The sequence below is a fragment of the Oligoflexus sp. genome (assembly GCF_035638955.1).
In the GTDB taxonomy this organism is placed as follows: domain Bacteria; phylum Bdellovibrionota_B; class Oligoflexia; order Oligoflexales; family Oligoflexaceae; genus Oligoflexus.
On the sequence record NZ_DASQYZ010000451.1, the window covers coordinates 50,892 to 65,002 of the forward strand.

General features: G+C 53.5%; 9 protein-coding genes. 4 read left to right on the plus strand and 5 right to left on the minus strand.

Translation table 11 applies throughout. The annotated features are described in order from the left end of the window. The first annotated feature begins 6 nt into the window (after positions 1-6). Together VE954_RS37025 and VE954_RS37030 are read left to right on the plus strand one after the other, a co-directional pair. Positions 7-702: a hypothetical protein gene (locus tag VE954_RS37025; RefSeq protein ID WP_324962636.1), complete on the plus strand. Its 696-nt coding sequence runs from the start codon at positions 7-9 to the stop codon at positions 700-702. A 210-nt stretch (positions 703-912) separates the two neighbouring features. Further along, positions 913-1,482 carry an RNA polymerase sigma factor gene (locus tag VE954_RS37030; RefSeq protein WP_324962638.1) on the plus strand — a complete coding sequence of 190 codons (570 nt, stop codon included), beginning with the start codon at positions 913-915 and terminating at the stop codon, positions 1,480-1,482. Positions 1,483-1,501: 19 nt separating this feature from the next. Here VE954_RS37030 and VE954_RS37035 read toward each other — a convergent pair whose 3' ends face one another. Next, positions 1,502-4,345, minus strand: coding sequence for a 7TM diverse intracellular signaling domain-containing protein (locus VE954_RS37035; protein ID WP_324962641.1), 2,844 nt, complete (start codon positions 4,343-4,345; stop codon positions 1,502-1,504). A gap of 213 nt (positions 4,346-4,558) precedes the next feature. Here VE954_RS37035 and VE954_RS37040 point away from each other — a divergent pair, with 213 nt between their 5' ends. Continuing rightward, on the plus strand, positions 4,559-7,402 hold the full coding sequence (locus tag VE954_RS37040; RefSeq protein WP_324962643.1) for a 7TM diverse intracellular signaling domain-containing protein: 2,844 nt from the start codon (positions 4,559-4,561) through the stop codon (positions 7,400-7,402). Here the strand turns inward: VE954_RS37040 and VE954_RS37045 are convergent. Continuing rightward, positions 7,332-8,288, minus strand: a complete 957-nt coding sequence (locus VE954_RS37045) for a lysophospholipid acyltransferase family protein (protein ID WP_324962645.1) — start codon at positions 8,286-8,288, stop codon at positions 7,332-7,334. The genes VE954_RS37040 and VE954_RS37045 overlap by 71 nt on opposite strands. A gap of 127 nt (positions 8,289-8,415) precedes the next feature. Here VE954_RS37045 and VE954_RS37050 point away from each other — a divergent pair, with 127 nt between their 5' ends. Then, positions 8,416-10,698: a hypothetical protein gene (locus tag VE954_RS37050; RefSeq protein ID WP_324962647.1), complete on the plus strand. Its 2,283-nt coding sequence runs from the start codon at positions 8,416-8,418 to the stop codon at positions 10,696-10,698. Here VE954_RS37050 and VE954_RS37055 read toward each other — a convergent pair. From VE954_RS37055 to VE954_RS37065, 3 genes are read right to left on the minus strand one after another with little or no spacing between them, the layout of a single operon-like run. Continuing rightward, positions 10,643-12,670 (minus strand): cation:proton antiporter, encoded by a 2,028-nt coding sequence (locus tag VE954_RS37055; protein ID WP_324962649.1) that lies wholly within the window; start codon positions 12,668-12,670, stop codon positions 10,643-10,645. The genes VE954_RS37050 and VE954_RS37055 overlap by 56 nt on opposite strands. Positions 12,671-12,691: 21 nt before the next feature. Further along, positions 12,692-13,594, minus strand: coding sequence for a carbon-nitrogen hydrolase family protein (locus VE954_RS37060; RefSeq protein WP_324962651.1), 903 nt, complete (start codon positions 13,592-13,594; stop codon positions 12,692-12,694). Positions 13,595-13,605: 11 nt separating this feature from the next. After that, positions 13,606-14,079 carry an MgtC/SapB family protein gene (locus VE954_RS37065; protein WP_324962652.1) on the minus strand — a complete coding sequence of 158 codons (474 nt, stop codon included), beginning with the start codon at positions 14,077-14,079 and terminating at the stop codon, positions 13,606-13,608. Positions 14,080-14,111 lie beyond the last annotated feature (32 nt).

Genomic DNA, 14,111 nt, shown 5'->3' on the forward strand with positions numbered 1-14,111 from the left:
GCGTACGTGAAACCTTGGATCCCGATCTGCCGTGTGGCCCTCTTGCTCCTTTTGGGGAAGACAGGGGCTTGCTACGCACTGGGATCAGGACGCGGACCCCAATCCGATTTTTTCGTTGATGTTCAGTATGCCTTTACCACCTCCAAAAGCAAGTTGGTTGGCAGCAATGATACGGGCACGGCTCTCCGCTACGGGCTGGGTGGTTTTGCAGGCAGCAATTCCAATCTGTCTTTTCTTCTGCACTTCGACCAGGACGTCACCAATTTCCAATTGAACAGCAGCAAGATTGATATGAACTGGCAGGACACGCGTGTTCGCTACCATTTGAGTTATTTCTACTTGGGCGCTTTATTTACCCGTCTGGAAATGACGGCTGATAAGGAAGGCACCGAAATTGTGGATGCCGCAGGATCCGGCATGGGCATCAATGCGGGCGCCTTGATCGGCGTTGGCCGTGGCGGTTCAGTCTACATCGATGTGATGACAGCCACGCTGCCCAATATGAAAAATGCCATAGACCAGGAAATCAGCATCAAACAACGCATGGATATTGATCTTGGGGGCAGCATCGACCTGACCGCCAAGCTTCTGGATATGACCTTTGGTTATAAAATTCGTAATGTCACTGTTCAAACGGATAGCACCTACCAGGAAGCCCTCTACACGACCTATGCGGGAATTCGGATGTCGTTCCAATTTTGATCTTAGCTTATCTTGATTCTCTTGAACTCAGAACATCTTTGTATTCTCGCCTATTTGGTCACTCCAGAATTATCTGTAAAGCCGAGGCAGTCGTTTTGCAATCTTATGAAATCTCATAGGATTTTTGCGGGCCTAGACGATCATCGTGATGGCACGACTGATGCTACATGAAGATGAAAGCTCGGGTCGGTTCCATTCAAGGAGTCCGCTATGCAGTCGGCAAAGCCTAGGCACCAAGATTCATTTGTCCCGATGTATCACAACTACAGTCGACTCGTCGCCAGCATCGCGGCCAACTTTCCACTGACGCCGCAGCAGCAGGAAGAAGTTTGCCAGGATGTATTTCAGGTGGTCTGGCAACGCAAGCAGCAGCTCGTGCATGAATATGCGTTGGCCAGCTGGCTCGGTACCATCACGCGGCATCGTTGCCTGAGTGTCCTGCGGCGTAACAAAGCCATGATCTCGCTGGAAGAGCTGACGGAAGATCATCTGCATGCCCAGCAGGCCAACCTTGTGCCGCCTCAGACGGAAACTCAGCTTTGGCATTTGGAACTGTCCTTGAATCTTCTGCATAAGCTCATCGACGAACATAGCTCACCGGTGCGGCGTTGCGTGGCTCGGCGCTTCTACACCGATGGCGAAAGTGTGGCGAGTATTGCTGAAGCCTTGCACATGTGCCCGAACACAGTGTTGTCGCATCTTCGCCGTTTTCGACTGATCGTTCAAAAGTCGCTGCTTAGGATGCTTGACGAGCGCGGCATCGATCTGATTTCGGCCTAGGGCACGTCCAGGACTTGGCCTAGGCCACATCCTGGATGCGATGCGTGTGCGGTGTGATAAAGAGATGTTGGTCCATTCTAATCAGATAGCGGAAGGCCGCGGGTTCGAGGTTGCCGCGTGGGCGATTGGGATCGAGCAATTGGATTTCAATGCTGCTGTTGTTGTTGATGAGATAGGTACGAACAGCATCCATCCCGACACCGCGTCCCGAGGTCAGGGTGGCTTCCTCTTTGGTGCTAAAGCCAGGTTCAAAAATAAGGTCGACCAGCTCCATCACGGTTGGCTCTTTCGCTTTAAAGAGCCCCTGCTCCATGGCTTTTTGGAAAATCCTGCGCAGATTCAAACCCTGACCATCATCCTGGATGGTGATCAGCATTTCGTCCTGTTCCAGCCAGGTTCGAATACGAATCTCGCCACGGCGCGGCTTGCCGAGCTTTTTACGTTCCTCGATCGATTCAATGCCATGATCGATCGCATTGTTGAGGAGGTGGATAAAGATCCGTTCGACCAGCATTTGGCCTTCACTGCTGAGCAGGACGTCATCATGCTCAAACAGAACCTGCGGCGCGGCCTTGCCCAAAACGTTGGCGGTGTCTGGCAGGGAGCGCAGGATGGAGTCCAGGGATTTTTCCAGGTTGATCGCATAACGCTGTTCAAGTCCATCAATCACCTGAAGCAGGAGATCGCGCTCCTCCGCTTTCATCCGCCTCGCATCCAGACTGCGTAATTTTTGAACCTTGGCGCGAATCCAGGCATGCTGATCCTGATCCGATTTTCCCGAGGGTTTGCGTCCCAGTTTATCGACATTGATCTGGCGATAGAATTGAATCCGTTCCTCGGCGGCCAGCAGATAACGCCGCAGGGCATGGGATTCCAACGTCGCCCCTTCGCGATTGCGGAAGGGTTCGAGCGTGCTTTCGAATTCATGAAAGGCGTTGGCCAGATCATTCAGGTGAAAGGTGCGGGCCATACCTTTCATGGTATGAACATTCATAAAGACCCGATTGATGGATTTCAGATTGAGGGTCAGTTCCGTATCCATGGTCTTGGTGCAGGATCCCATGAAGTCCTCGCAGGTCCCCAGGAAGTTATTGAATTTATCGCCGGGCACCTTCAGGACCTTGCCGATAGCTTCCAGCTCGCGTTGCTGGTCTTCCCGCTGGCGCTCCAGCTCGCGAATCTGCGTGACATCCCGGAGGGTGACCAGAATCTTCTCCACAATGTCACCAGCACAGATCGGATTCCATTCGAGTTCAAGAATTTTCGAGCCCTGGGGCAGCGTCAGCAGCAGTTCCTTGATCAAAAGGTCCTGATTCACTTCAAAATTCAAAGAGCTGTCGCCCAGGGCACTCATGAGGACTGTTTCGGTCTGATTGATTTGATCCGATGACAGATCACTGCGCGACAGAAGAATGTCACGGACCCCACGGCCTGCGATGGTTTTGGTGCCGAGAATGCTGCTGAGGTGGATCGAGTAATCCGGCATGACCAGCGCATCCTTGGCCGAGATCATAAAGATCCCCTGGGGGATATTAGCGAGCATGGATTTAATATCGCGCGTTTTTTCTTCAATGATGGCTTCGACGTTTTCAATATGGTCCTTGAGGGAGGCATTGGCAGCATTCAGATCAGCAGCCAGTTTGCTGATGTCCTGGTGGGCCTGTTCCTGAATCAGGCTCATTTTATCACCCATGGCGAGCGACAGCAGAACCACTTCAATGGCCCCGCCTATGAACTGACTCCACGTGGTAAAAGCATTGTCTGGCAGAATTCCGTAAATGCGGGCCATCGTAATGAGACTGCCGACGATCAGAAAGCTCCAGGCCGCCAGATAAAAATAAGCCGGACGATAGCGACGTCTGCAGCCTTGAATACCGGCCAGAAGCAGGAAGACCGAGATGTAGGTGTTGGTGATCAGGACAAACGAGATGGCGAAGTCGAAGTTCAAGAAGGCCAGAGCTATATCCAGCACCGACAGAGGAAAGAAGCCCAGGATGGCTTTATGAAGGAGTGGCGAGTTGTCTTTGATATTCAAAAAGGATAGAGCGAAGAGCGAACCAAAGATGGCCGTGAGCTCGGCGGATACGACGATGCCCTGATTGAGGGCAAGCGTTGTGAACCAGGATGCCGGCATCAGATACTGGGCGGTACCCGTGAACAGAAGTTGCACGACGGCAAAGCAGGCGATATAGCCGACATAGAGAAAATAGGATGGGCTGCTGAGTCGAATGGCAAGGAAGATATTATAGCCAATCATCACAGCAATAAATCCAAAGAGCAGACCCACCAGCATAAAATCCGAACGGCTGCCGCTGGTAAAGGTCTCGTCCGTCATCACGGAAAACTTCATGTTGACCGGACCCAGGGTCTCGAACAGCAGGTAGAACGTGGACGGCCCGGGCGGCAGCTGCAGACGAAAATTCGGCAGACGATAATCATTCGCATCGGGCTGGGCGGACACCAGATCACCGCGTTGAGCCTGGGTCGTCAGCTGTCCATCATGCCACTGATAAAGGACGATGCGATCACTATACGAGAAATGACTGACGAGTCGGTAGAGTTCCGTTTGGGAACTCGGGTTGTGAAACGTGACACGCAACCAGAAGTGTCCGCGCGCGATTTGATAGACATCATCGCCGGCCATGGGTTGGAATCGGCTTTCAAACTGAGGCTGTACCACTTCGTTCGCGGTCAGTTCCTTGTTGGGATCGACAAGGATTTGAAAGGCGTGGGACAGCGAGATTTGAGTCGGGTTGCCCGCTTCCGGTAGCGTCACAATTTGGGGCTCGGAAAGTGCTGGCAGGGCCTTCGCTATCAGCATCGCAGCCGTTATGATTTTTATGATGAAGCTAGCGACTGGCATGTTATTCCGTTTTCTTGTGACATAGGACGTCCCTGAGCCCTTCGGAACATGAATTTTACTCTTGAGAGCCCAGGGCGAAAGCCGTAGCAGCCTTAGAGTGAGGCGCTGAATATGTATCAGGTTTTGCGGATTCCTTACTTTTATGTCCAAACCTTGGTGATAAATATTTCAGCTGTTTAACCGATGGGCAGAGTGGAGAATCCTGGAGTTGACATGCTTCGTTGGGCTTTATTATTAGGTTGGCTGCTGGCGAGCACGGTAGCCTTGGCGGCTGTCGTGAACGACGGCCGGCTTGATCTCGCCCATGAAAAGCTCGGCCCCAAAAGTAAAATTGAACTGCACGGCCCCTGGCGCTTCTATCCCAAGGTTTTTCTGGGCACAGCGGATTTTGCAGCTGGTTGGCCGACGGATAAACCCCATGCCATGGTTCCGATTCCTGGGCCTCTGGCCGGCGTGCCGGGGCCTGATGGTCAGCCTTTGCCTGATGGTATCTGGGGCAGTTTTGTTTTGGAGCTGCGCAACGTCCCCAAATGGACTCCGGAACTGGGCCTGCGTCTACGGGGTGATACGGCTTATAGAGTTTTGCTTATCGATCCAGCTCATCCTGACAACACGCAAACAGTGGCCAAGGCTGGTTTGCCTGGTCCCCGACCGCAGGAATCCATTCCGCAAATCATTGAACAACTGGGACGCCTCAAGGCGCCGCAAGGGCCCGGACCCTACTATCTGGTCGTGCATTTGTCTGGTTTTTTCTATGTGAACCCTAACCTGTGGATCACGCCGACCATGGGGCCGATTCAAATTATGGAGCGGGAACGCGATTGGGTGCAGCTGAGCGAAGGCATCATCATGGGTATGCTGCTGATCATGACGCTTTATAATTTTAGTCTTTACGTCCACAGGCGTGAGGATATCAGCAGTCTCTGGCTGGCAGGATTTTGCGGGCTGATTATGCTGCGCTTTGCCACCACCAGCGGCCTCTTGACGGCCTTTCTTTTTCCCGTTTCGACTGTCGATCTGTTCGAAGCGATTCGGAAGGTGGAATTTGCCACCACGATGCTTTCGGCGAGTTGCCTGCTCGTGTTTGTCGTTCATACGTTTGGTTTTAAATCATGGGCCTGGGCCCTGAAGTGGAATCATATACCGGTGCTGCTCCTGACAGGACTTATCGGGGTGACGGATGCCACCTTCTATCCGCGCCTACTGCCCCTCTTTCTTCTGCACTCGCTGGTCATCTCCATGCTGGTGCTGGGCATGGTCATCCTTTCGATGCGCCGGCGTCGTGAAGGTTCGCTGTTGGCATTTTTGGGTCTGCTCTCGGTCGCGGTGGGTGGCTGGCACGATGTCCTGATTGCCATGGGACATCTGCGAACACCGATCTTTATGATGCCATATGGTATGGTGGCTTTGGTCTTTAGCCAGGGCCAGGTGATTGCTAAACTTTTTTCCAGCGCCTTTCGGACTGCGGATCGTCTGAGTCGAAATCTGGCGGAAGAAGTGGATCTGCAGACCCTCGATATTCGATCGATGCTGGATCATATTCCGCAGGGAGTTATGAAGCTTGTGGCTCCTGGTGTGATTGACCCTGGCTTTTCAAGGCATTTGCAGGAAGTCCTGGCGCTTGACGAGATTGCCGGTCGAACACTGGATCAGGTCCTGTTATCCCGCAGCTCCTTGACCGCGGATGATCGGGAGCGGATTCAGGCGACTTTGAGCAGCTGTCTGGGTGAGGAAGCCCTGGCGTTTGAATTGAACTGTGCTCAGCTGCCGGTCGAGATTCGTTTGCTGCAGCCGCAGGGCTCCAGGATTCTGCAGATGACCTGGAATCCTGTCATCGACAAGGCCGGCATCATCACCAGGATTCTCATCACCTGTCATGATGTGACGGATATGCGACGCTTTGAGGCCGCGGCTGAGGAGCAGAAACTCGAATTGTCCTATATTCAGGAACTCGTCGATGTGTCGACCGAGAAGTTCTCAGTCTTCTATGAAACCAGTGTACGCATGCTTGATGAAAACCTGCGCCTCGTGAATCTGAATCGCAATCGTAACTTTGAAATATTGAAGATTCTCTTTGTCAATATACATACCATCAAAGGGGCGGCTCGTACGCTCGGCTTTGGCAAACTCGCCAATTGGCTGCATGAGGTGGAGCAGTCCTATGCTGGTCTTTTGAAAGATCCTGAGCAGGGCTGGGATCAAAATGAGCTGAGCCTCGCTATCAGCCAGACCCAGGACATGATTGAGTACTATAAACGCGTGAATGAACAGAAGCTCGGCCGTGTTACGGAAAAGACATCCATGGTCCCTGTGGATCGTGAGTTCCTGGTCCAGCATACGCAAATGCTGAAACGCATGGAAAGTGATGCCATGGGCACGGGCTTCAACGAAGCGCTGGTTGAAGCCCTGGTCACGTTTGAAGAACTCGCCTTTCAGGATGGTCATGTGATTTTGCGGGAAATCGTCGCGCCGACGGACAAGATTGCCAGGGATCTGGGCAAGGCGCCGCCGGAAATTATCATCAGTGGTGTGAACTGCGGTATCAGCTTTCAGGGGCAACAGCTTCTGCGCAAAGTCTTGATTCATATCATTCGGAATGCCATGGATCATGGGATTGAGACGCCAGAAGAACGACTGAAATATGGCAAGAGGCCGCAGGGAACGCTCACCTTTATATTTGCCGAAGTTCGCAATCGACTGCAGGTGACCATCACGGACGATGGACGTGGCCTATCCTTGATCAAATTGGAACGGCGCGCGTTGGAGCTTGGTATCCTCTCCGCCTCCCATGCGACGCATATGGAGCAGCTGGCGGAACTCATATTCTATCCGGGCCTGAGCACGGCTGATACCCTGACGGAAGTCTCGGGACGTGGCATCGGCATGGATGCCGTCAAGAGTTTCGTGGAAGAAGCGGGCGGTTCGATTCGGATCGTCATCGAAAATTCCCAATTTCGCCTCGACCACTGTCCCTTCTCGCTCGTGATCAGCCTGCCGTCCACCCTGTATCTGCGCAAATCGGCAGGGCTGTCGTCAACGATTTCTTCGGCATCCTGAATGTTCCTTCCTTCTGCAGGCGCAGGAGATGCTGCTCCTTGGCCCAGAATCTCTCGTTCAACCAGGCTTCAATTGCGGGGGCTTCGCGCGGCAGTTGGTCGAGCGAAAATCGCGCGACATGCACTTCGATCAGTCGCACCTCACCGCAAAGAAGCTGCCAAAGAGTGGGAATGCCCTGCGGGTAGCCAATTGTGATGTCATACACCGCCTGGACCCGATCCTGCAGACCCAGAATGCTGGTTTCAAAGGCCTTGGCATAGGGAATCAGCACGTGTTCGCACAGTGGGAGTTGATAATGCCTGGCCGTGTTTTGTGCCTCCAGCATTTTTTTCGGTGTATAGCGCGTCCCTTCGGGAAAAATATTCAACCAGAGGGGAATTTTTTCGGCACGGAAGCGTTCAAACGTGGCCTTAATGCGACGTCGATCTGCCATCCAGCGTCGCTTGAGGAAGATGCAGTCCAAAAAAATCATGCCCCAGCCAGGACCTGGAATATATTTAAAGACCTCTTTGACGAAAAACTTCATATCACCTATGCGCCCGCAGCGTTCCGCCAAAGCAAAGAGCGGCATAACGTCCACGGCTGTTTGATGGTTCGCAATGAGAATAGCGTCTTCCCGCAGAGGCAGCTCCTCGCTGTGCCATTCAAAGCGAACGCGGTACACTTTGTCCAGCAGCCAAACCAAAAGGGTCCAGTAGGTGTGGGCGAGGCGGCGGTTGATGGTGCGAAACAGCGGTTTGGAAAAGGGTTTTACAATCAATGAGAGCATTTGTAGACCATTGATGACCAGCAGCGGCACGATGAGCAGAAAACTGATCAGGATGGCCCGACCAAAGACCAACACACGGGGAAGCAGAGGACGTTCATGAGCGGTTGCTGGATACATGGGAACACTCCAATAGCCCTGGATAATGCAGGTTGATACAATTAGCAAAACCCCGGGCTAAGGTACAGCTGTCAGCTTATATTACATGGGTTTGACCATTCTCGTCATATTGACAAGGAGCCTGACCTTGCATCGCATGGAAGCTGAAAAGCAGCGGCAATCAATGGGATGGCTGGACGTCTTTCTGCCGGCCAAAGTCCAGCAGGGGAGCCGAGGTGAACGTTATCGACTGGGCATTCTGGTCATGTCCATGCTGTGGTTTTCCATCTCATCTCTTATCTTTGCGCTCCAAAGTTTGCGTTTGCCGATGCCATGGTCCGGCAAATTGAGTGCATGTTTGATGGCGTTGATTCCGGTGGCCGTGCTTCTGTATGTGCGCTGGACCGGACAGCTTCGTTCATCTGCCGTGATTTTTGGTCTGCTCGCCCTTCCACTCGCCGTCATGCACATCCATGCTCTGCAAACGATTCATATAGGTTTTTTTTATTGGGTCCCCTGGCTCATTCTGTTTGTGAGTTTGATGGCCGGACGCCGCCTGGGCCTGATGATGACTATCGTCACGGGATTGGTCGCCATTGGCGTTTTGCAGGCCAACGGTATCTACGGGCACAGTTTTGGAATCTATGGCGGGTTTCGTGAAGTCTTTTATCACATCCTGGAAAATCAAATCCTGTCGGCGTTGGCGATCACAGTCATGATGCTGACGCTGGGGCTTTCCAACGATCGCATGGAAGCGGAATTGGAAAGTCAGCACGTCCTGCGTGCGCAGATCGCCCATAAAACCATGATCGGCGAGATGCTTGGCAACCTGGCTCATGAAGTCAATAATCCTTTGGCCATTGTGCATACAGCGCTGGTGCATTATCAAAGATTACTCCACACGAAGCGGCTGGAAAAATCCATGCAGCATGGCTTGATGGACCGTATGAGTGATGCACTCGATCGTCTATGGCACGTGGTTGAGGATTTGAACAGCGCCGCGGATTGGTCTGAGCTGGAAAGGCCGCGCAGCTATGCTTCCCTGCAATCCGATCAGGATCGTGCGCCGCAGTTTGGAAATTCCCGATGGAACTCGAATCATGAAGGAGCGGTCAAGGGTGAGCGTCGGCGCCGGCGCTGGGTCTATTGGCTGATGCGCCGGGGCGTGGGACTTTTGGATCTCGCCTTGCCGCGCATCACCTACCAATGGTCCACCTCACAGCGATTTCGCGCGCGTGCCACGGCCTTGATTTGTACACTCGGTCTGATTGCAATGGCAGCCAACGTCATGCAGCAGCTGGCGGAGCGGGTAGAAGCACCGGTACTCTTTACGGGCTTTGTCGTGTTGGCGATTGGGCTGCTCGGTATGATTGTACTGAAACTTGTGCCGCGTCCCCAGATCATTGGTGTTGGTTATATCCTGTTGCTGTTCGTCGTGATTGCAGGTCTTGCTGGAACGAGCGGTCGCAGTATTCTCGTCCCTGCCTTGCATTGGTTTCCGGTCATGATTGCCAGCCTTTTTTTGGTCACGAGGCCGCGAACGGCGGTTGTCATCGCTCTGGTTTTGCTTGGCTGTCACGTCATGCTCATGCAGTATCTGCAGAGCTTTGGGCTGCAACTTGCGTTCACCCAAAGTTTTCCCCAGTATGTGGCGCGGCTCCAATCCACTCTGCTCCTGGTTTGTCTCACGACCCTGTTTCTTTCGATCGTTTTCATTGCTCTGATGGATTCGACCTATAGTCAATTGGTAGCGGAAAAAGACTGGCACCTGCTTTCCGCTCGTATGCGCGAGCTGAATGAGCTTGCGGATAGTGCTGCCATCCTGATTGGAGAACCGCTCAGGAGTTTAGGGCAGCGCCTGAGTGAGCTGCAGAACGATGGGCATAATGGGGCGATCCTGATCCAAATGCAAGCGTCTGTGGATCGCATCATTGGGGTCTCGCAATCGTTTGCCCTGTTGTCGAGGCCGAAGATTGCTGAGGATATCCAAACCATCGAGGGTCGGGTCTGGATGGACCATATCCATAACATCTGCTTTCGTCGCGCTGCCGAGGCGGGCTGGAATTTATCGACCCGGGTGGAGCCGCAGGATGGTGTGATCATAGGTCCTCTGGGGCGACTGACCATGCTGGTCATCACGGGACTTAAGGAAGCGTTTGGTCATCGGGCACCGCGTCCGAAGACGGCGCTGTCTTTATACATCTTCATAGATCCCGAGGTCACGCGCCTCTGGATTCATTACGAGGCATCCCCGCCTGTCGATTCACCAAGGGTGCCGCAGGAAGAGTTGGAGGAAGCCATGCGCCTCTCTTTGCTGCATGAGCTTATGGAATCCTTGCAGGCATCGGCGACCAGACGGCAGGAGGGTTCTGCAATTATACTGGAACTGCGCTGGCGCCATGCGAACTTTCGATTGGATCCTCTCCCTTGAGCAGGAGATGACTGGCCTTGAGCAGGCTTTCGCGATCGCCTGCCATATGCAGAATATCGCCGGCCGCGAGATGCATGCCGGCCTGCGGCATCATCGAACCTTCCTTTTCACGATAAACGGTCACCACGGTGGCCCCGGTATGGGTGCGCAGCATTAAATCATGAAGGGATCGGCCGACGGCATAGGATTCCGCTTTCAATTGAACCGAGTGAAGGGTGCTGAACATCTGCCAGGTGGAGTGATCCAGTGAGGTCCGCAAAAAGTCCGACAGCCCCGAGTGGGTGTTGTGCATGCTGCGTCGGGCTTCGGCCATGAAGTTATAAATTTCCTCTTCTGCCACCCCGAATGTGATCAACGATCGAGCCAGAAGTTCAATCGTGGTTTCATTTTCCGCCACCACCAGGGTGGTTTGCGGACTGGTGTCCATGAGACCCACATCACGGGAATAGAGGACGCGCGCGATGACCGGCATATCGCGGCGGATCCTATGCGCGGCATCGAGCACCGCTTTGGTCATGGCAGCACCGGATACCGCCACAATCAGAAGCCGCGCCTCATGAATGCCGGCATGCTCCAGAATTTCCACCCGCGAAGCATCCCCGTAAAGCATGTCCTCGCCGTTTTTCTTCTGAAGCAGCACGTTATTATAGTTCTGATCAATCACCTTGTAAGGGATGCCCAGCGCCTTGAACGCACGGCCTAAATTCTGTCCGGCGACACCGAAGCCGACGATAATCGCGTGACCACTGCCGACGCCCGTGCTGGCCGATGGGTCCTGTTCCTGGTCATCCCGCGCGCCACGCCCTGATCGTGACAGGGCCCACTTTGGAGCCCACTTGAACAGGAAAGGACTTAAAATCAAGGTGCAAACCGTGACCGCAAAAAAATACTGGAGGCCCTGATCATCCATAAGTCCATAGCCGTGCCCCATCTTGGCCAGGACAAAGCTGAATTCACCAATCTGAAAGATGCTTAATGCAACAATCAGAGCGACACTGTGGGGATAACGCCAGAAGCGGGCCATCAGATAAACGAGCCCAATCTTAATGAGGGCGAGGGCGAGCACCCAGGATAGGATCGTGCCGAGGTGCACGGCCACAAATTGGATATCGACCAGCATTCCCACCGAAGCAAAAAAAAGTCCGAGGAAGTTATCCCTGAGCGGCAGGATATCGCTCATAGCCTGGCGTCCGTAGGGGGACTCGGCAATCAGAAGTCCAGCCAGAAAAGCTCCAAACGAAAGCGAAAGTCCAACCTGTTCCATGAGATAGGAAATGCCAAGGCAGAGCAGCAGCACAGCGAAGAAAAAGAGTTCACGGCTGGAGGTTTTGGCCACTCGATGCAGAGCCTTCGGTATCAGATAGTGACCTGCGAAAAAGAGAAACACGCCGGCGCCGATCAATTTCAGCAGGAGTTGATAATTCCAGATCGAAGGCGAATCCATCTTGCCCGCGACTCCAACCAGCGACAGCAGCATCATCATGGGGATGACCGCAAGGTCCTGAAACAGCAGCACGCCGACAATCGCATTGCCATGCGGGGAGGCGGATTCACGGCTGTCCTGCAGAAGTTTCATGATGATGGCGGTGGAGCTCAGGCTCACAAGGCAGCCGATGAAAAAGCCCTGCATCCACGACAGATCCAAAAAAAGGCGGCATAGCACGGCGGTCAAAGTCAGTGTTATCACGACCTGACAGCCCCCCAGTCCAAGGAAATGTCGCTTTAAATCTTTCAATTGGCTCAGCGAGAATTCGAGGCCAATCGTAAACATTAAAAAGATAATGCCGATTTCGCTCAGGGTTTCGGCGCCGGGTACGGAACTCACCCAGCCGATCCCAAAGGGGCCGATGATAACGCCGGCCACGATGAAACCTATGATGGTCGGTAGCTTGAGAGCATGGAACACAGTCGCCACCAGCGTGGCGGAACCAATCAGGATAAGAAGTTCCAAGAGAAACGATGAACCATGCATATACGCTTGCGCTCTCCCTGCTTAAGACCTGGTATCCTTCCACTGAACCTGATAAAGATCCAAGCGTCGATCCGCAAGATTACGGACCGTGCCTGCGGTTCGGGCGCGATCCAGATCATCGAGGCGAAGCTCGGCCATGATCAGACCTTCGGTATTGGGTTCGGCTTCCGAAGCGATACCATCCCGTGCGAATCCGAAATCGCAGGGGGTCAGGATACAGCTCTGTCCATACTGAATGCCCATATTGAAAACACCAGGCAGGAGCCCCACGTTGCCCGACAGCACCATGTAGCATTGATTTTCAATGGCGCGTGCTTGGGAACAGTAGCGAACCCGCAGATAGCCCTGGCGATCATCGGTGCAGAACGGGACAAAAATAATCTTGGCCCCTTGATCGACAGCCCGCCGGCTGAGTTCCGGAAATTCACTGTCATAACAAATCAGGACAGCCACCGGTCCACAGTCGGTTGCGATAACATCAACGTCCGACGTGCCGTGAACATTCCAAGCGTCACGCTCGCTCGGGGTGGGATGGATTTTGCCTTGCTGAAAGTGCTGGCCCTGACGGGTGAAGACGTGCGCAATGTTATGGCAGGTGCCATCGGCATCGCGCTGCAGATGACTGCCACCGATGATATTGATTTTGTAATTCTGAGCCAGCCTCTTGAAAAGCGCGAGGAGGGGTTCTGTGTAACGCATCAGATGATCAATGGCGGCCGCGCCTTTGATCAGAGGTGTTTCCAGAGTCAAAAGCTGTAGACTCAAAAATTCCGGAAAACAGACGAAGTCGCAGTGGTATTCGGCCGCGAGGCGGGTCCATTCTTCAACTTTTTCTGTAAACGCAGACCAGGAAGCCAGGCGCTCCTGGCGATAATTGATGGCCGCCACGCGCACGCGCGTGTTCGATCCGGACGTTTGTGTCATGTATAGGAACCTTATTTGACATCTTCTTTTTGAACGCGAACCGAATGCACACCCCGGCGCAGGCCACGAAACCCACGCTCCAGGACCTGAACTCCCCAAAGAATACCGACGCCGATAAAGGACAGCGCGATGGGAACTCCGAAATGTCCGAAACCTATTGCCGCACCTACGGCGGTGAGAAGCCAAATGACAGCGGCCGAGGTCACGCCATTGACAAGTCCACCTTGGGTGAAGATGACGCCACCTCCCAGAAACCCAACCCCTGTTACGATCTGTCCGAGCAGGCGAATATGATCCGCATCTTGTTTGGATTGCATAAGCCCCAAGTGAATAAATGCCATGGTGCCAAGACATATCATGCAGCTGGTTCGGATCCCGACCGGTTTGCCACGAAGTTGACGTTCAATCCCAAAGATAAAGCCGCAGCCAACGGATATCGCGACCTTCAACCAAAACAATGCATTGAGCGAACTGTCAATCTCCATAGATCCTCTTTCAGGTGCTTGAGCCTACATCC